This window comes from Acidisphaera sp. S103 (genome assembly GCF_009765975.1).
GTDB lineage: Bacteria > Pseudomonadota > Alphaproteobacteria > Acetobacterales > Acetobacteraceae > Rhodopila.
This window is the reverse complement of record NZ_LMUJ01000031.1, coordinates 41,669-60,846: the sequence shown is the minus strand read 5'-3', so window position 1 is coordinate 60,846 and position 19,178 is coordinate 41,669. Positions and strand designations below refer to the sequence as shown.

Annotated in this window: 16 protein-coding genes; 9 read left to right on the top strand and 7 right to left on the bottom strand. The window is 63.7% G+C overall.

Features of this window, described 5'->3' with window-relative positions; genetic code table 11:
* Window positions 1–79 precede the first annotated feature (79 nt).
* On the top strand, window positions 80–1,429 hold the full coding sequence (locus GSQ89_RS04800; RefSeq protein WP_158922565.1) for an LLM class flavin-dependent oxidoreductase: 1,350 nt from the start codon (window positions 80–82) through the stop codon (window positions 1,427–1,429).
* Between the two features lie 41 nt (window positions 1,430–1,470).
* Here GSQ89_RS04800 and GSQ89_RS04795 read toward each other — a convergent pair whose 3' ends face one another.
* Window positions 1,471–2,862 (bottom strand): amidase, encoded by a 1,392-nt coding sequence (locus GSQ89_RS04795; RefSeq protein ID WP_158922564.1) that lies wholly within the window; start codon window positions 2,860–2,862, stop codon window positions 1,471–1,473.
* 261 nt (window positions 2,863–3,123) lie between these two features.
* Here GSQ89_RS04795 and GSQ89_RS04790 point away from each other — a divergent pair, with 261 nt between their 5' ends.
* A complete protein-coding gene (locus tag GSQ89_RS04790) occupies window positions 3,124–4,287 on the top strand; it encodes an FAD-binding oxidoreductase (protein ID WP_158922562.1) in 1,164 nt (387 codons plus the stop codon).
* Between the two features lie 168 nt (window positions 4,288–4,455).
* Here GSQ89_RS04790 and GSQ89_RS04785 read toward each other — a convergent pair whose 3' ends face one another.
* From GSQ89_RS04785 to GSQ89_RS04770, 4 genes are all read right to left on the bottom strand, one after another.
* Window positions 4,456–5,673 carry an MFS transporter gene (locus GSQ89_RS04785; protein ID WP_158922560.1) on the bottom strand — a complete coding sequence of 406 codons (1,218 nt, stop codon included), beginning with the start codon at window positions 5,671–5,673 and terminating at the stop codon, window positions 4,456–4,458.
* A 96-nt stretch (window positions 5,674–5,769) separates the two neighbouring features.
* Complete coding sequence (locus GSQ89_RS04780) at window positions 5,770–6,558, bottom strand: sulfurtransferase (protein WP_158922558.1); 789 nt, start codon at window positions 6,556–6,558, stop codon at window positions 5,770–5,772.
* 136 nt (window positions 6,559–6,694) lie between these two features.
* Window positions 6,695–7,516 carry a TauD/TfdA family dioxygenase gene (locus tag GSQ89_RS04775; protein WP_158922556.1) on the bottom strand — a complete coding sequence of 274 codons (822 nt, stop codon included), beginning with the start codon at window positions 7,514–7,516 and terminating at the stop codon, window positions 6,695–6,697.
* A 53-nt stretch (window positions 7,517–7,569) separates the two neighbouring features.
* Complete coding sequence (locus GSQ89_RS04770; protein ID WP_158922554.1) at window positions 7,570–8,373, bottom strand: SDR family NAD(P)-dependent oxidoreductase; 804 nt, start codon at window positions 8,371–8,373, stop codon at window positions 7,570–7,572.
* A 133-nt stretch (window positions 8,374–8,506) separates the two neighbouring features.
* On the opposite strand from GSQ89_RS04770, the gene GSQ89_RS04765 reads away from it, so the two are divergent.
* Window positions 8,507–9,856: an LLM class flavin-dependent oxidoreductase gene (locus GSQ89_RS04765; RefSeq protein WP_158922552.1), complete on the top strand. Its 1,350-nt coding sequence runs from the start codon at window positions 8,507–8,509 to the stop codon at window positions 9,854–9,856.
* A gap of 77 nt (window positions 9,857–9,933) precedes the next feature.
* Here the strand turns inward: GSQ89_RS04765 and GSQ89_RS04760 are convergent, their stop codons facing one another.
* Entirely contained in the window at window positions 9,934–10,965 is a 1,032-nt protein-coding gene (locus GSQ89_RS04760) for an aspartate-semialdehyde dehydrogenase (protein WP_158922550.1), read from the bottom strand.
* Between the two features lie 129 nt (window positions 10,966–11,094).
* On the opposite strand from GSQ89_RS04760, the gene GSQ89_RS04755 reads away from it, so the two are divergent.
* Both GSQ89_RS04755 and GSQ89_RS04750 read left to right on the top strand, forming a co-directional pair.
* A complete protein-coding gene (locus GSQ89_RS04755; RefSeq protein WP_158922548.1) occupies window positions 11,095–11,427 on the top strand; it encodes a nucleotidyltransferase family protein in 333 nt (110 codons plus the stop codon).
* 93 nt (window positions 11,428–11,520) lie between these two features.
* Complete coding sequence (locus GSQ89_RS04750; RefSeq protein ID WP_158922546.1) at window positions 11,521–13,029, top strand: class I adenylate-forming enzyme family protein; 1,509 nt, start codon at window positions 11,521–11,523, stop codon at window positions 13,027–13,029.
* Here the strand turns inward: GSQ89_RS04750 and GSQ89_RS04745 are convergent.
* On the bottom strand, window positions 13,010–13,873 hold the full coding sequence (locus tag GSQ89_RS04745) for an alpha/beta fold hydrolase (RefSeq protein WP_158922544.1): 864 nt from the start codon (window positions 13,871–13,873) through the stop codon (window positions 13,010–13,012). The two genes, GSQ89_RS04750 and GSQ89_RS04745, sit on opposite strands and share 20 nt — an antisense overlap.
* Window positions 13,874–14,249: 376 nt before the next feature.
* Here GSQ89_RS04745 and GSQ89_RS04740 point away from each other — a divergent pair, with 376 nt between their 5' ends.
* The 4 genes from GSQ89_RS04740 to GSQ89_RS04725 all read left to right on the top strand — a co-directional run.
* Window positions 14,250–15,746 (top strand): CoA-acylating methylmalonate-semialdehyde dehydrogenase, encoded by a 1,497-nt coding sequence (locus GSQ89_RS04740; RefSeq protein WP_158922542.1) that lies wholly within the window; start codon window positions 14,250–14,252, stop codon window positions 15,744–15,746.
* A gap of 190 nt (window positions 15,747–15,936) precedes the next feature.
* Window positions 15,937–16,185, top strand: coding sequence for a hypothetical protein (locus tag GSQ89_RS04735; RefSeq protein WP_158922540.1), 249 nt, complete (start codon window positions 15,937–15,939; stop codon window positions 16,183–16,185).
* A 146-nt stretch (window positions 16,186–16,331) separates the two neighbouring features.
* Window positions 16,332–18,722, top strand: a complete 2,391-nt coding sequence (locus GSQ89_RS04730) for a TonB-dependent receptor (protein ID WP_158922538.1) — start codon at window positions 16,332–16,334, stop codon at window positions 18,720–18,722.
* Window positions 18,723–18,771: 49 nt separating this feature from the next.
* The coding region (locus GSQ89_RS04725; protein ID WP_216856011.1) for a hypothetical protein at window positions 18,772–19,178 on the top strand (407 nt) is incomplete at its 3' end.

Sequence of the window (19,178 nt, the reverse complement as noted above, 5' to 3'; positions counted from 1 at the left end):
TGAGCGTTCACCTTCCGAACGTGATGGTGGATGGTACGATTTTCGCTCGTCACTGACGAGAACAGAGCGGGTGTGCGGCATGTTGAACCTGATGACGGGACTGCTGGGTCTGGGTGGACACCTGGGTGGTTGGCGGCATCGGGATGCATGGTCCGACCAGGTCATGAACCTCGATCATGCGATCGAGTTGGCGCAGACGGCGGAGCGGGGCAAATTCGACCTGCTGTTCCTGGCGGATGGCAACGCGGTCAGGCAAATGGACAAGCCCGCGTTGTTCGCCGCCAACAGTCCGTCCGATCGTCCGGCGGTGTTCGAACCGATTACGTTGCTGACGGCGGTCTCACAGCACACGAGCTGCATCGGGTTGCTGGCCACGGCGACCACCACGTATGACGAGCCCTATTCGCTGGCGCGTCGCTTTGCCTCATTGGATCATTTGAGCAAAGGACGAGCATGCTGGAATATCGTAACGACATCGTACCCAGAGGATTCTCTGAATTTCAGCCGGACCGAGCACGTTGCGAAGGATGTTCGGTATGACAGGGCGCGGGAGTTCGTGTCCGTGGCCAAAGGGCTGTGGGATAGCTGGGCGGAGGATGCCTTCGTGCAGAACAAGGCGACAGGGCAGTTCCTGGATCCAACGCGGGTTCGGGTACTGGACCACGCTGGCAGGCACTTCCAGGTCAAGGGACCGTTGAACGTCGCGAGGATGCCTCAGGGTTACCCCGTGCTGTTCATGGCGGGTCAGTCGGAGGATGGGCGCGAACTCGCCGCTCAGCATGCAGACTGCGTGTTCGCGGTCACCAACACCAAGGCCGCGGGTCAGGCATTCTACGCCGATTTGAAGGGGCGCTTAGGGCGCTATGGGCGGTCGCCGGACTCGTTGCGTATCTTGCCGGGTGCGGCGGTCTATGTCGGGCGTTCGGCCGCCGAAGCCGATGAGTTGTTCGAGGAATTACAGGCGCTGATCGCGCCGTCACTTGGCGTGCCGTATCTGTCGAAACTGGTAGAAATGAATCTGTCCGGCTATCCGCTGGATGGACCGCTGCCCGATTTGTCCAGCGAAACGCTCGGCATCGCCGCCTTTCGCAAGACGATCGCCGAGATGGCGGTGCGTGACAATCTGACCATTCGCCAGACCTATGAGCGTGTGTTGCCCTCGATGGGGCATGTCACTTTCACAGGCACGGCCAAGGACGTCGCCGATCAGATGGAGGACTGGTACACCAGCAAGGCTGCCGACGGCTTCAACGTCACCATGCCGGTTCTGCCGCGGTGTCTGAACGATTTTGTCAGTCTGGTCATACCAGAATTGCAGCGGCGCGGCCTGTTCCGGACAGAGTACCAGGGGCGGACGTTGCGGGAGCGGATGGGGTTGCCGACACCGCAAAATCCGTATTTCACCACGCATGGAAGGGCGGCGAACTGAACCTCTCGCGCCGGTTTCTGATGGCGGCTGGCGCTGCGCGGTCAGACGGTCGACGCCAGCGCCGGCCATTTGTCGGCCCAGGGCGCCAAGGTCTCCAGCCGTTCAGCGATTTCGAGGACGACGGCGTCATACCCAAACGGAGCGACGATCTGTATGCCGATCGGGCGCCCATCGGGATGCGGTTGACCGGGGACGCTGATGCCGGGAAGCCCGGCGGCGTTCACCCAGGCGCCAAACATACCCTGCGTCGCGGGTGAGAGACCGGGCGGCGCATCATCCTCGGCGCGCCAGGCAGGTGCCGCAGCCGTAGGAAGTATCAACGCGTCATAGTCGCCCCAGGCGGCGGTCACATCGGAACGCCAAGCGGCAAGCACGTCCAGTGCGTCTACGTAGGCACCGGCGGATATCGCGAGCCCGCGTTCGGCGGCAGCCCGAACATTGTCGCAAGTCTCGGCACGCCAGCGATCCGGGAACCGGACGACGATCCGGGCGGCGGCAGCGGCGGTCAACGTGGCATGGAAGCTGCGCAATGCACCCAGGTCGAACGGCGCCGACACCGGGGTAATCGTGCAGTTCGCACCTGCCAGGGCGTGAACAGCGGCGGCCACGCTCGCGGCGACCTCCGGCGTTGCGGATTCATCGCCGATCGCGGTGAACCAGCCGATCCGCAGGCGACGGCCGGTCGTGGCATCTGGCGGCGGCGGAAAGCGTTCGGAGTACGGATCGCGCGGGTCCGAACCGGCGAGGACACCGTAGAGCAGCCGCATGTCCCGCATGGTTCGAGCGAATGGGCCGATCACCTGGAAATCGATACAGGTGGCGGGAAACCCGAACCGGCGGGGAATCCGCCCGGTCGAGGGCCGCATGCCCAGAAGACCGGTGTAGGCGGCTGGGAGCCGCGTGCTACCACCCATGTCGGTGCCAATGGCGAGCGGTGTAATCCCGGCGGCGACGGACGCGGAAGCACCGCCCGAGGACCCGCCGGGCGTCAAGGCTGGATCCCATGGACTGCGGGTTACGCCCGACAGCCGGCTGTCGGTACGGCCCGACATGGCGAGTTCCGGCGTGGTGGTCTTGCCAATGATCACGGCACCCGCAGCCCGCAGCCGCTCGACGCAAATATCGTCGCGGTCTGGCACGTGATCGCGGAACAGCAGGCTGCCCCATCGGGCGGGCAAGCCGGCGACGAAGATGTTGTCCTTGACCGAGACCGGTATCCCGTCCAGCGGACCCAGGCGAGAACCAGCCGCCTGGCGCGCCGTGGCGGCTGCGGCCGCGGCTGATGCGCCGTCGCGGTCCACGTGGGTGAAGGCGTTCAGCACTGGCTCCAGCGCATCCAGCCGCGCGAACGAATGTTCGAGCAATTGCAGCGGGGTGGTTTCACGCGCGTCCAGCAGTGCTGACAGCGCCGTGGCATCGAGTTGCCAGGTCATGCATTTGTCTCCCGAACGATCGCGACGGCTGGTCGCCACGGTATGGGGTTCGTCAAGTTCATGCCAGGGGAGGCGTCTTTCGCCGAGTTAGCTGAGGGACGGCACGCACGGCTCTGGTGACGCATGCGCTGCGCATGTAACCATCGGGCGTCAGGGTGGCGGCGCCGTGATCCACAGGAACGGTGACGCATCTTGGCGGGAACCGACGCATTCCATCGCGGGCGATAATGCCAGCGCGGCATCATTTGGGAGCTTGAGACCATGAAACGGATTGTCATCGTCGGCGGCGGCATCATGGGGTCATGCATCGCTTACCACCTTGCCCTGGCGGGTGCGGCGGCCGATGTCGTTGTTATCGAGCCCGACCCGACCTACGAATTCGCAGCCACGCCACGAGCGGTAGGCGGCGTCCGGCTGCAACACGCGTTATTCGAGAACGTGGAAATGTCGCTCTACGGTAACAGCGTCTACTCGGACTTCGCCAACCAGGTGACAGGCGGGACCGTGCAATACGATCCACAGTTTTATCGGATGGGCTACCTTTACCTGGTGCAGGGGGCAGCGGAGGTGGCGACGTTGACGTCGATTGCCGACATGTTGGAGTCCAAGGGTGTGCGAGTACACCGGCTCGACCGTTCACAGCTGCGCAGCCGCTATCCCTCTTTCCATTTCAACGAGGCGGATGCCGGAACGCTCACGCCGGATGATGGCCAGATTGACCCGAATGCGGCGCTGATGGGGTTCCGCCGAGGTGCTGAGGGGCGTGGGATTCGGTATCTGAAGGACCGGGTTGTTGGGCTGGATGTTGCCGGCGGCTTGGTGACCCATGCGCGACTGGCGAGCGGTGAGAGCGTGGCCGTGGATACGCTCGTCAATGTAGCCAATTGCTGGGCCGCCGACATCTGCAACATGGTCGACGTCGCACTGCCCGTCGAGCCACGCCAACGACAGCAGTTCTTTTTCGATACGCAGGTCCAACTGGAACCCATCCCGGCCATGCGCCATGCCGCGGGCCATGCGATGCGGCGGCTACAGAAGGGCTACATCACGGGCTACACGCCGGTGGACCAATCCTCTGCCTTCAACTGGGAGCTGGACTATTCGGCTTTCGACGCGGTGCTGTGGCCGCGGCTGGCCAGTCAAAGCAGCGCATTCGACGCGATCAAAATGAAGGGGGGTTGGGTCGGCCACTACGACATGAACCTGCTGGACGGGAATCCGGTGATCGACCGCCTGCCGACATTACCGAACTTCATCGTCGCTGCCGGGTTTTCCGGCCACGGCTTGCAGCACGGGCCCGCCGTGGGCCGGGCGGTCAAGGAGATGATCCTGGATGGCGGCTTCCGGTCCATCGACCTATCCCGCTTCAATTACCGCCGTATCCTGGACAACGCACCCTTGCCGGATGACGGGCCGGTAGCGTGATCGATGGCGACGACGCACGCCTGGGACACATAAAGCCAGGCGCAGAGCCGTTCGTCCAAGTCAGGAAGCTGCCAATCGCCATTCCGGGCGGCGTTCTTCAGCCTGGTCCTGGGCACCCCGGGGATCAGCTCCGCAGATAAAGCTTCGATGATCTGAGCATGCCGATTCTCACACGGCGATCGCCGAACGGCGGCGGATACCGGGGATCGTCTCTCCGCCGAACAGGATCAAGACCACGCCCGCAAGCGCGCCGGCCGTCACGCCGAAGCGCCAGGCCAGGTCATACGAACCGAAATGCGTGAAGATGACGCCACCGCCCCATGCGCCGAGAACCGATCCGGCCTGGTGCACGACGAACGACAGGCCCAGCATGGTCGCCATCGTGCGGGTCCCGAACAGTTCGGCAACCAAACCCGACACCAGCGGAATGACCCCAAGCCAGATCATGCCCATCGCGGCAGCAAAGATCAGCGTATTTTCTTCTGATGGCGGGGACATGAAATAAACGGCGACGACCACCGAACGCAGCAGGAAGGTGATGCCCAACAGAATGTGCTTGGGATAGATGCCCCCAAGCCACCCGGCGAGCCAGGACCCGACAATGTTCACGCCGCCGATGATCGCCAGCGCATTGGCCGCCAGCATCGGGTCCTGACCGCATATCGCCAAATAATTCGGCAGATGCGTGTTGATGAAGATCAAGTTCAATCCGCAGACAAAATAGGTGCAGCACAGCACCATGAACCGGCGGCTCTGTATGGCCAGTTGAAGCGACTCTCCGAAAGTCGTGCGCCGGACGGGCGGCTGCGGAATCCGGTCGACGCGGCCGGTCATGAAGGCGAACGGCAGCATGACGATGGTCAGCGCGAGAAACAGGACCACGCCGATACGCCAGTTCCAGTGCGCCAACAGCAACTGCAGCACGGGGGCGATGACCAGGGTGCCGACTGACGAAAAGGCAGAAACGACACCAAGCACAAAGGAGCGCCGTTCGGGTGTCGAGGCGCGAGCGGCGGCGGTCATCGCCAGCGAGGAGCCGGTGCAGGCAACGGCGATGCCGAGCATGCCGCCGGACAGAGCGAGCATGGCGATGCCATTGGCCATGACCATCACGATCATCGCCGCGATATAGAGCAGAACGCCGCCAAGGACCGCTCGGCCGATGCCATATTTGTCGGCAAGCGACCCGATAGGGGCCTGAAAGACGCCCCAGGCGACGTTCTGTATGGCGATTGCGAAGGTGAAATCAGCGGCGCTCAGACCCAGGCCGTGTGTCACGGGGGGCAGGAACAGGCCAAGGCACTGACGCATGCCCATGGCAAGGCTCATGGTAACCGCCGCGCCGATCAGGATCGGCAGCGCTTTTGGCGTCGTCGTCGCGGTCATACTCGGACGTCTCCCGATCTTGCCGCCACTGTGCAACAATTGGCATGTGGGTCAAGGGAGCCGCCAAGTCGATTTTATTTGTGATGCAGAGAGAATTCAGTCCCTGACGATCGGGCAACTCTCATCGCGGGCCCAGTCGCCGAAGCTGAGGTAATAGACACGGACATCGTCAAATCCGGCGCGTACCGCCGCGGCCGCGGCCAGAGCCGCCCGTCCGCCACCCTCGCAATGCGTCACGATATGATCGCCAGGGCCGAATCCCACGCCCTCCATCATGCCGCGCAGCTTCGAGCCCGGATGCACGACCCCTTTATCCATCAGGTCGGCGTGCGACAGATGCCGCGCCCCCGGCAAATGTCCGCTTCTCGGCCGGCCGCGCGAGTCCTCGCCCGTGAACTCAGCGCGCGTGCGGCTGTCGAACACATGTGCCGCACCGTCGAGCTGACCTTTCAGCGTTTCCCGATCGACCACGCCGACCGCGCCTGACCCGGCCGACAGGTGAAGTCCGCCGCTGACCGGACCCGCACCCGCCGGGACGCTGCTCGCCGCCAGGGCGGGCCAACCGCCGTTCGCAATCAGGCATGGGACGCCAAAAAACTGCAACACGAACCACACCCGCGCAGCATTGGTCATGCCGCCGGCATCATAAGTCACCGCAGTCACCCCCGAACCAACGCCCAGGGAACCGAGCGCCTCTTCCCAGAACGCGGTCCGACCGAAGCCGATATCTGCCGTCTTGATCGCCTTGTCCCAGGCGTCTACCGGCGCGCGCACCGCGTTGGGTACGTGTCCCGCGTCGAAGGCCGCCTGATCGCGCGCGTCCAGATAGCGGACCGGCCCCAGAGACGATAACGCGGCGGGATCGATGAAGGGATCGTTTGCCATGCCGCTTCTTCCTCTATGCTGGTGTTCGGAAAGGATTGCCAATCGCTCGGAGCCGGTCAACTCGATGATCGTGGCGATATCGCTGGGTCCCTCACGCTCTTTGGCCAATATCCGGCGGCAAGGGCCCCGAGGCCGGCTAAACGGCTCGTAGCTCCGGACGGTCACCCTCGACAATGATGCGCCACAGGATTCGGCTCTGACTGCGGTCGTAATCACCGTGCGCCCTGTGCATCGTGGCCCGATCGTCGATGACAAAGATGTCGCCCTTGCGCCAGGTATGCGTGTAGACGATCTCCGGACGGATCGTTCGGCTGACCAGCCCGTCGATATAGTTTTTGCTATCCTCCGGCGTCATGCCTTCGATATGCATGGTCTTTGTGGGATGAAAATAAAGCGCCCGGGAACGATGGACAGGATGCGTGCGCACCATCGGATGAACGACCGGTTTGCCGAACTTCTCCATATCCTCGTCGCGCACATCGCGCCGCCCGCGATCGAGGCTGTTCACGGTTCTCAACCCATCAAGGCGCGTCCGTTCATCGTCAGGGAGTGCCCGGTAGGCGACGCGCATGTTGGCCACGCTGGTTTCGCCGCCGCTGGCGGGCACTTCAACCCCGTACAGGATCGTCGCGGCAGGCGGGCACTCCCGATTGGTATGGTCGGTATGCCAGCCCTCGGCCGGCAGTTGTCCATCGCGGTGATGGATGACCCCGATATTCGGGAAGTCCGGCATATTGTATTGCGAATAGTGCTGGCGCATCGGCGGACCAAAGACGCTGGCGGCTTCGAGATATTCCGCCGGCGTCAGCGACTGGTCCGGGAAGACAAGGGCCAAATGGTCTGAGAGTGCCTTGGACAGGGCCTCGCGCATCGCGGCATCGACCGGCTTGCGGAAATCGACACCGGTGATTTCCGCGCCGATGGTGGCGTTAAGCGGTCTTATTGTCAGTTGGGCCATGCTGTTTTTCCTCCGTCCGACTCACCCACGATAGGCGCCCCCTAACCCGGGGCTTATGCCGCCGTCACGCCGCCATCCACCACCAGTCCCGACCCATTCATGTAGGCCGCATCATCCGAGGCCAGGAACACGATCCCCTTGGCGATATCCAGCGGCACGCCCAGCCGCCCCCAGGGCACGGACTCCGTCACCATCTGCCGAGCCGGCGCGGGATCGTTGCTGCCCGTCCGGCTTGCCCTGGCGACGAAGGTCTGCTCACCCATATCGGTTTGGATCACACCTGGATGGATCGAGTTCACCCGGATCCGATACGATTTCCGAGCGAATTCCAGGGCCGTCGACTTGGTGAACAGGGTCACGCCGCCCTTGGTCATCGAATAGAGCGGGTCAAGCTGCGATCCCACGATCCCGGCAATCGACGCCAGGTTCACGATCGCGCTGCCATGCTCGCTGGACTTGGCGGCCTCGCGCAGCGCCTGGGCGGCGAGGCGGGTGCCGAGGAAGACGCCGGTCATGTTCACCGCGACCAGCTTGTTCCATTCGGCGATGGAAATCTCCTCGATCCCCTTGCCGATGAACACACCGGCATTGTTGACCAGGATATCGAGCTTGCCGAATGCGCCGGTGGCGCGATTGACGGCGGCGATCCAGTCCTGCTCGCTGGTGACGTCCAGATGCACATACTGCGCCTTGCCACCGGCCGCCGTGATGGCCTTCACGGTCTCTTGCCCCCGATCGTCCAGCACGTCGCCGATGACGACGCTGGCGCCAGCCTGGGCCATCAAACGAGCGGTCTCCCCGCCGATGCCGCGGGAGGCGCCGGAAATCAGTGCAACCTTGCCATCGAGACGATTCATCGTATCCCCCGTTTATGCATGGCCGACGACCTTATGGCCCGACTGCCGGCACCGCAAATCCATGCTGCCCCGTCTGGAAGAGGTGCCAACGTCAGCGGCGTGCGGTACAATTCCGTTTGAGAGGAATTGAGCGATGCTTTCACGCAAAATGCGGCTCGGTTTGTCGATACGGGGGCACGGTTACCACCCGGCCGCCTGGCGTCATCCCAGTGTCCCGGCCGACGGCACACTGCATGTCGAGCACTATGTGCGCAGCAGCCAAATCGCCGAACGGGGGAAGCTCGACATGATCTTCTTTGCCGACGGCGCCGGCATTCGTCAGGGGGACAATCCGCGCGGTTCGCTGTCCCGGACCGGCAGGGACATGCTCGAACTTGAGCCAATGACATTGCTGCCGGCGCTGGCGATGGTGACCCGCCACGTTGGCCTGATAACAACGGCATCCACGACATACAACGAGCCGTACAACCTGGCACGCAAGTTCGCCACGTTGGATCTGATCAGCAAGGGGCGCGCCGGTTGGAACGTGGTTGCGTCCTGGTCGGAGCACGAAGCACAGAATTTCGGGCTGGAGACGACGCTGGACTACGACACGCGGTATGCCCGTTCCGCCGAGTTCGTAGAGGTCGTCAAGGGACTTTGGGACGGCTGGGAGGATGGGGCTCTATTGTTCGACAAAGCAGCCGGCCAGTATTTCGATGAAGCGAAGATGCATGTGCTCAATCATCACGGGCGGTTCTTCAAGGTGCGAGGCCCATTGAGCGTGGCAGGCATGCCGCAGGGGCATCCGGTGATCGTTCAGGCCGGTGCTTCGGAACAGGGGCGGGAATTGGGCGCAGCGACGGCGGACGTCATCTATGCGATTCATGGGTCAGTCGATGCGGCCCGTGGCTATTACGACGACGTAAAGGGGCGGATGGCGAAATACGGCCGCGAGCCGGACGATCTGAAGATCATGCCGGCGTTTTGCCCAGTCGTCGCACCCACGCGCGCAGAGGCTCAGGCAAAGTACGATGAACTGCAGGCGCTGTTCGACCCGTTGGCCGGTCTTGGTGCTCTCTACAGCGCTTTTGGTGATCTGTCGGGTTATCCACTGGATGGTCCAGTGCCTGACGACGCGCTGGGTCGTCAGGAGCACCGCAGCCTGAGCGTGCAACTCGTCGAGCGAGTGAGACGGGAGAAGCCGACGATCCGCGAGCTGTATCTCCGCTCCGGGATCACCGGCTCCGCAAGGATCGGCACGGCCACGGACATTGCCGATGTCATGCAGGAATGGTTCGAGGCTGGGGCCTGCGATGGTTTCAACATCACGCCCGCCACACTGCCCGATGGCGGCGAGGATTTCGTCACGATGGTGGTTCCCGAGTTGCAGCGCCGGGGACTGTTCCGGACCGAGTATGAAGGAGCAACCTTGCGCGAAAACCTTGGCCTGCCACCCGTGGTTAACCGTTATAGCCAGGATCCCCGGGCCGCAGAACAATGATACTGAGCTCTGTTACTATGGAAAAAGATGAGGCCGCCGATGGCAACCAGGCTCCTCCCACTCATCGGGCCGCCGGCTTAAGCCGCCTTCTTCACCAGCAGGTTCATCGCAATCATCGTCTCGGCGATCTGCACCGCGTTCAGCGCCGCGCCCTTGCGCAGATTGTCCGACACGCACCAGAACGACAGCCCATGCTGCACCGTCGGGTCCTTACGGATCCGGCTGACGAACACCGCGTCTTCCCCTGCGCATTCCAGCGGCGTGACATAGCCGCCGTCCTCGCGGACATCCACAACCTCGACGCCCGGGGCATCACGCAGGATCGCCCGAGCCTCGCCGGCGGTGACCGGGTTCTCGAATTCGACATTCACCGCCTCGCCATGGCCGATGAAGACCGGTACCCGGACGCAGGTCGCATGCACCGCGATCGCCGGATCGAGGATCTTCTTGGTCTCCATCGTCATCTTCCACTCTTCTTTAGTGGAGCCGTCATCCATGAACTTATCGATGTGCGGGATGCAGTTGAAGGCGATTTCCTTGGTGAACTGCTGCGGCGGGCTCTGCTCATACACAAAGGATGACTTCGTGTGGTTGAACAACTCGTCCATGCCTTCCTTGCCGGCGCCCGACACGGATTGATAGGTCGAGACGACCACCCGCTTGATCTTGAACTCGTCGTGCAGCGGCTTCAGCGCCACCACCATCTGGATGGTGGAGCAGTTCGGGTTGGCGATGATGTTGCGCTTGGCGAACCAGCGCAGGTCCTGCGGGTTCACCTCCGGCACCACCAGCGGCACGTCCGCGTCCATGCGGAACTGGCTGGTGTTGTCGATCACCACGCAGCCGGCGGCGGCGGCGCGCGGCGCATGGATCGCCGAAACCGAGGCCCCCGGGCTGAACAGGCCGAAATCCGTGCCCGTGAAATCGAATGTGTCCAGGTTGCGGACCGTCAGCACTTTTTTGTCGCCGAAGGAGATTTCCGCGCCCGCCGAACGGCCCGACGCCAGGGCAATCACGTCCGAGGCGGGAAAATTCCGCTCCACCAGGGTTTTGATGATCTCGCGTCCGACTGCCCCTGTGGCGCCGACAACCGCGACCCTGTAAGCCATAACAAACTCTCCTGTTTGCGACACGGCCCGGAGGCCGCGAAAGGGCGCACGGTTAGCGGCACCGGCGCCGAGAAGCAAGCCATACGCCGTTTTCTTGTTTTTGACCCATGAAATCAGGATAATGGAGGCATGCAGCGCATCGTCACCCTGACCGAACGCAAGACAACCGAGGCGGCTCGGCGCCGCGACGCGGTGGCCGCGCTGATCCCGGTGCTGACGGACTATGCGCGCACCCATGGCGGCCGCTACCTGCTGTTCGGATCGGCCGCTCGGGACACGATGACATACCACAGCGACGTCGACCTGCTGATGGATTTCCCCGAGGATGCGCTGACCGACGCATGGACATTCGCCGAACAAGCGTGCTGGGACCGCAAGCTGGAGCCGGATTTACTGCCGTATGGCGGCTGCAAACCACAGTTCCTGGACCACATCGCCGCTGACACGAAGGTGCTGGGGTGAGTGACGCGACGGAGGCGGTAGAGAGCGCTTCGTTGCTCATCTCGCAGTTGGCATCCGACATTACGCAGTTCCGCCAAGCCATCGATCCCTGACATGGCCCCAACCGCTCCCTGGCGCGATGCCACCACCGTCCTGGCCTTGCTGGACGCGGCCGCAATCACCGCACCCGACGCCGAAGCCGTTGTGTTCGGCACGCTGCGCCTGACCTATCGCGAATACCGCAACGCCGTGGCGAACCTCGCCACCGAACTCCGCCACCACGGCGCCCTGGACACCCGCGTCGTCCTGCTGTGCGGCAATTCCGCCGATGCCGCCGTCGCCACTCTGGCGATCCAGGCCGCCGGCGCAGTCTTCTGCCCGGTGAACCCGGCCTACACCGAACGCGAACTACGAGAAATCCTGACCGACTGCCGCCCCACGATCGCCCTGTGCGACACCATCTGCGCGCCCCTGGTCCGGAAGCTGGCATCCGAAGCGGGCATCGCCCACGTTCTCACCCTCGACAACAACCTGGACCGGACCGCCGGCCCAATCCCGCCGCCGCCCGACCCCGACGCGATCGGCATGATCCAGTACACCGGCGGCACCACCGGACGCCCGAAAGGCGTCATGCTGACCCACCGATCCATCGCCACCAACGTCCTGCAGCGGGAGGCCGTTCTGCCGACCCGCCCCGGCGGCCGCTTCCTGTGCATGATGCCGCTGTTCCACTCATTCGCGCTGGCGATGAACCTGTATCAGGCGCTGGTTTGCGCCGGCACGCTGGTCATCCTGCCGCGTTACCGCCCGGACTGGGTGGTCGCTGCCCTCCGCGACGAGCGCATCACCGTCCTCCCCGCCGGCGCCACCGTCTTCACCGGCCTCCTGGCCTACGACGGTTTTGCCAACGCCGATCTATCCCACCTCCGCGTCTGCTACTCCGGCGCCTCCGCGCTGCCGGCCGAAATCCTGCGGCGCTGGGAACAAACGACCGGTGCGCCGATCTACGAAGGCTACGGCCAGACCGAGGCCGGTCCAATCCTGACCTACAACGCCCCGGATGCCGCCGTGAAACCCGGCCATGTCGGCCTGCCGCTACCCGGCACCGAAATCCAGATCGTCGATCCCGCCACCGGCCAACCCACCAATCAACCCGGCGAAATCCGAGCCCGAGGCCCGCAGATCATGGCCGGCTACTGGAACCGGCCGGAGGAAACCGCGTCGGCGCTGCGCAACGGCTGGCTGCACACCGGCGACATCGGCGCCCTCGATGCCGACGGCCATCTCGCCATCCTAGACCGCCTCAAGGACATGGTGATCACCGGCGGCTACAACGTCTATCCGCGGGAAATCGACGATGTCTTGCTGATGCACCCGGCGGTCCAGGAAGCCGCATCCTTCGGCGTCCCCGACGCCTATCGCGGCGAGATGCTGTACGCCCACATCGTGCTGCGTCACCCGGCCGCCATCGACGACATCCTGGCCCACTGCCGAACCAACCTGGCCCGCTACAAAGTGCCCGCATCGCTGACCGTCGTCGATGCAATCCCCAAGACGGCCGTGGGCAAAGTCGACAAAGCCGCGCTGAAACGCGGCCAGCCCTCTACAGCCGCTTCGCGGTGAATTCAGCGATCGCCGCCGCCAGTGCGCTGGGGTTTTCGATCTGCAGATTGCTCTTGGCCTCGACCGAGTAGATGTCCACCACTGTCCCGGTCCAGAATTTCGCGACGTCCTTCGCGGCATCCGGAGTCATTTCCGCGCTGCCGGTGCCGCGGACGAACGCGGTCGGGCAGCGCACCGCGGCGGCTTGCCGCTTCAGGTCGATCAACTGGTGGGTCAGGCCCTCGGCCACCCGGATCGGGTCGTATTTCGCGGTCAGCGATCCGTCCGCGGCGTGGGTAAAGTTGTATTCGACACGATGCAGCAGCGCCGCCTCGGTATCGTTCGGCCGCAGTGTGCGAAGATACGCCAGCGCCGCGTCCCGAGACGCGAACGCCGTCTCCGACACCATCGTCTTATAAGATTGCGTGTAAACGGTCCTGACCGCATCGCGCGTCTGGTAGAAATTGCTGAGATGCGGACCGGCCACCATCACCAGCCCAGCGGTCGCCTCGGGGAACAGCGCCGCGAAATACAGCGCGACACGCCCGCCCAGCGAATGCCCGGCGACGACCACTCGCCCCAGGCCCAGTTTGTCGACGAACACCTTCAGGTCGCGCGCCAGTTCTTCAGCGGAATATTCCCCATCCGGCCGCCCCGAATCGCCGTGCCCCCGCAAATCCAGCGCATACACATCGAAGTTCGGCGGCAACTGCGCCGCCGTATCCTGCCACATCCGGCCATACCCCGATGACGGGTGCAGGAAGATCAGCGTCGTCCCGGTCCCCGGCCGGTGGAAGTAGTGGAGGGTCAGCTCCGAACTCAACGCCACGTCGCGCGGCTCGAAAACACGTTCGTTCATATCCATGACGCTCTCCCGCGGATTTGCGCTGACATTCGCGTCAGAGGCACGGTGCTGTCAAACCCGGGTGGAGCGCTGGCCAGGGCAATCGGGTGAGGCAAGGTAAGGCGAGGGGCTTTGCCCCTTCGAACCCCATCAAAGGCATAGCCTTTGAGATCCATTCATGGGGTATGGGGAGGAGGGCCAACTCGGGGGTTGCAACATCGACGTCGGCCCTCCTCCTCACACCCCATCAACAGGTTCCAAGGGGCCTCGCCCCTTGGCGGGTCCAGGGCGGAGCCCTGGCCTTCCTTCACCCTCACCCGATTGCCCTGGAGCGCAGGCATCTGGACCCTGGCCGCCGGTTGTTCTACCTCCACCCACAGAAACGGAGGGAACCACCATGCGCCAAATCGGACATTTCATCGGCGGCCAGCACGTCGCCGGCACCAGCGGTAAATTTGGCGACGTGTTCGACCCCGCCGCCGGCGAGGTAACCGGCAAGGTCGCCATGGCCAACGCATCCGAGGTGGACAAGGCCGTCGCCGTCGCCAACGCCGCCTGGCCGGCCTGGGCCAACACCCCGCCGCTGCGCAGAGCCCGCGTCATGTTCAAGCTGAAGGAACTGCTGGAGCGGGATCGCAAGCAGATCTCGGACATCGTCACCAGCGAGCACGGCAAGGTCCTGTCGGACTCCGACGGCGAGGTCCAGCGCGGCCTGGAAGTGGTGGAATTCGCCTGCGGCATCCCGCATCTGTTGAAGGGCGAATACACCGACCAGGTCGGCACCGGCATCGACGCCTGGTCGATCCGCCAGCCTTTAGGCGTCGTCGCCGGCATCACCCCGTTCAATTTTCCGGTGATGGTGCCCCTGTGGATGATCCCGGTCGCGCTCGCCACCGGCAACTGTTTCATCCTCAAGCCGTCCGAGAAAGACCCCTCGGCCGCGCTGAAACTGGCTGAACTGCTGAAGGAAGCCGGCCTGCCCGACGGCGTGTTCGGCGTCATCCAGGGCGGAAGGGAAGCCGTCGAGTCCATCATCGCCCACCCCGGCATCGCCGCGATCAGCTTCGTGGGCTCCACCGCCATCGCCGAAACGATCTACCGAGGCGGCACGTCGCACGGAAAGCGGGTCCAGGCGCTGGGCGGCGCCAAGAACCACATGGTGATCATGCCGGACGCCGACATCGACGACGCCGTCGATGCCCTGATGGGGTCCGGCTACGGTGCCGCCGGCGAACGCTGCATGGCCGTCTCCGTCGCCGTCACTGTCGGTTCGGCCGGCGACGCCCTGATGTCGAAGCTGGCCCCCCGAGTGCGCGCCCTGAAAGTCGCCCCCGGCACCGATCCCGACGCCGAGATGGGACCGCTGGTCACCCGCGAGCATATGGAAAAGGTCCGCGGCTACGTCGACCTCGGCGTCAAGGAGGGCGCCGATCTGGTGGTGGACGGCCGCGGCCTGAAACTGCAGGGCTATGAGAACGGCTTCTTCCTCGGCGGCTGCCTGTTCGACAACGTCACGCCCGACATGCGTATCTACAAGGATGAGATCTTCGGCCCCGTACTGTCCGTCGTCCGCACGCCCGACGTCGCCACGGCCACGCGGCTGATCAACGCGCACGAATACGGCAACGGCGTCGCCCTGTTTACCAACGACGGTGGCGTGGCGCGCGACTTCACCCAGGCGATCCAGATCGGCATGGTGGGGATCAACATTCCGATCCCGGTGCCGATGGCGTTCCACTCGTTCGGCGGCTGGAAGCATTCGCTGTTCGGCGACCACCATATCTACGGGCCGGAGGGCGTGCGCTTCTACACCCGCTACAAGGCGATCACCCAACGCTGGACGGCAGGGACACGGCGCGGGCCGGAGTTCACCATGCCGACCCCGGGGCGGTAGGCGACCGATCCGTACCGGTCCGTCGATATCGCTTTACGTCGAGAGCTGAAATCCCCACCGGCAAGGCTCGGCACAAGCCACCTGCTGGCGGCAAAACCTACCCACAATGAGCAGAGGGTGGCGGTCCACCCCCTGCCGGTTGGGTATGATTTGTGCCGGCTCCCCAACGAGAGGCTACGAATCCGCCTCGATGACCAATACTAGTACCGGAACGATCTACATCGGCTTCGGGATCGTCAACATCGCCGCCGGTGTCAGTTGGCTGCTGAGAGGCAGCAACCATTTCGAGGAAAATTCGACCCTCACCAACTATGGCGCCCTGACGCTGTCGAACTCGGGGCTGAGCGATACCGGCGCGGTTGTCAATGACGGTGCCATCGTCTCACCCGCATACGGGTTCCTCTCGACTCGATGGCAAAAACCTATGCGGACGCACTGAGAGCGGCCGGCTTGCCGGAATAACCGGTCCAATGCTCGAAAATCGGGAATTTTTCCCAAGATCATCGGGAAACCGTACCATCGACTGACCGCGGGCAATGGCCAACAGTCCCTGTTGGGAAAACAATAATGGGGAGGAAGCCATCCATGGCAAAGCGCATGCAGCGTATTGTCGGTCAAGCCATGCGCGGCTTGGTTGGTACCGCCGCTTTTCTTGCGCTGACAGGCCTGGCCGTCCGGGCGCAACAGGCACCTTCCAATACACCGCCAACACCCTCGGCCACCTCGCCGGCCCCGGTTGTTACAGTGCCGACCATCAATATCGTTGGCGCGTCGCCGCTGCTGGGGTCCGGCGTCGACCGCGATACGGTGCCGGCGGAAACCAATGTGCTGAGGGGTGGAGACCTGACTCGCGGCGGTACCACCACACCGGATGCGACACGGTCGCTGAATGAGGAAGTCGGCGGGGTCAACCTCGATTCAGCGTCCGGCAATCCGTATCAGCCGACCCTGCTGTATCATGGCTTCGCCGCGTCGGGATTGCAGGGAACGCCACAGGGTCTCGCCGTCTACGTCAACGGAGTCCGCTTCAACCAGGCGTTCGGCGACACCGTCAATTTCGACCTGCTGCCCAACCTGGCGATCGACCAGATGAACCTGGAGGGGGCGAATCCGGTCTTCGGCCTGAACGCCCTCGGTGGGGCGCTGAATATCCAGCTCAAGAACGGATTCACGTACCAAGGGGCCGAACTCAGCATTCATGGCGGTTCGTTCAATACGATCGGCGGCGACTTCCAGTTCGGCAAGCAGAGCGGCAACACCTCGGTTTACGTTGCCGCGAGCGGGATACGTCAGGATGGATGGCGTGATTTGCAATCCTCCGACCTGGAAAATTTCTATGGTGACATCGGCTGGCGCGGCAACGCTGGCGAGTTGCACTTCAACGCCCTGGTGGCGAACTCAACGCTGAACGGGCCGGGCACGTCACCGGTAGAATTGCTGGCCGCCGATCCCAAGGCACAGTTTACCGGTCCCAACCAGATCGCCAACCGGTTTATGCAGGTCGGGCTGTCGGGGACCATGATCCTCAGCGATACGGTGTCGATCCAGGCGAACACTTACTACAACAACTTCCTGCAACGCGTGACCAACGGCAATGCCGCCAACGATACGCCATGCAATGACGGTTCGGGCCTGCTGTGCTCCGATTCCGGCTACAGCACGACAACCGGAGGCGCCACGATACCGGCCTTCCTCGGCGCCAATCCGTTCTCGTACTCGGAACTGGACAACCAGACCACCAATACCAACGGCTACGGCGCCTCGGCCCAGGTGACCGATACACAGACGGTGTTCGGGTTCAACAATCATCTGGTCGCCGGCGTCAGCTTCGACGGATCGCAGACCCAGTTCACCGGCGTGTCGTACATCGGCGGTATCACGGCCGATTCCCGTGTGTTCGTCGGCCCAGGCGTGGTCATCGACGAACCGGGCAACAACCAGCCGGTGCGGGTGGGAATCAGCGACGCCTACTACGGGGCGTTCATCGCGGATACGTTCAATCTGACCGACCGGCTGGCGCTGACCGCGTCCGGCCGCTTCAACAGCGCACAAATCGACCTGAGCGACCAGAACGGTGGCGATCTGACCGGCAACCATGCCTATCAGCGCTTCAATCCCTCGGCCGGGGTGACCTACAAGGTGATGCCGTGGTTGACCGCCTATGCCGGCTACGCGGAAGCCAACAGAGCCCCCACGCCGGCGGAACTGTCGTGCGCGGGACCAAACGATTCCTGCAGCCTGGCCAACTTCTTCGTGGGCGATCCCAATCTGAAGCAGGTGATCGCACACACCGTGGAGGTCGGCGTTCGAGGCACAGTGCCGACCAACCAGACCGATCGGCTGACGTATAACCTCGGGTTCTACCGCAGCAGCCTGGACGACGACATCGCCTTCGTGAACAGCGTCACACTGAACCGGGCGTTCTTTACCAATATCGGGCAGACACGCCGACAGGGGATCGATGCCAGCCTGCAGTATAAGGCACCCCGCTGGTCCGCCTATATTGCCTATACCTACACCGATGCCACTTTTCAGACCGGCTTCGTCGAGGCCGCCGGCAGCAACCCCGCCGCCGATGCCAACGGCAATATCACCATCAACCCGGGGGCTCGGATGCCGGGCGTACCGGCACATCAGGGCAAGGTGGGATTGACCTTCCGGATCACCGACCAATGGACCGTGGGCGCCGTGCTGCTCGCGCAAAGCGGGCAATACCTGTTTGGCGATGAGGCCAACCTGACGCCGCAACTGCCCGGTTTCGTCACGCTGAACCTGAGCAGCAGCTACCAGGTCACGCCGCATATCCAATTGTTCGGCTCGATCGAGAACGTCACCGATGCGAAATACTATACCTACGGCACGTTCTCGCCGACCACGGCGGTATTCCTGTCTCAGGCGCCGAATGCGACCAATCCGCGTGCCTATAGTCCGGCGGCGCCGATCGGGGCATTCGGCGGCGTGCGCATCACGTTCTGAGTGGCGCCTCGTTCGGCCTGCGCTTACGATGCCGGCGGGAGGAACGGTCATGTCGTTACGCATCAGGCTGGTTCTGTGGCTTGGCTGCGTGCTGGCGGTGACGCTGACCCTGGGCTGTGTCCTGGCTGGCGTGCATGCGGCGAAATCGGTGCGGGCCGAGATGCTGGCGGCTTTGGCGACCGGACAGCAGGCGGTGGTCAACAGCGTGCAGGAGATCGGCGGATCGCCCGATGGCCAGCGCGACTTGCGGCATCTGGTGGCGACGTTCGACGGCAACCGGCATGTGCGGGCGACCCTTACCGATGACAGCGGGGCGGTGGTTGCCGCCTCGGTGCTGCTGCGGCCGAAGCAGCCGATTCCGGCCTGGTTCCGCGGCGCGTTGCGGCCGACGCTGGCGCCGATCGTGCTGGCGGTTCCCTCCGGGATGATCACGCTGGTCGCCGATCCGACCAATGA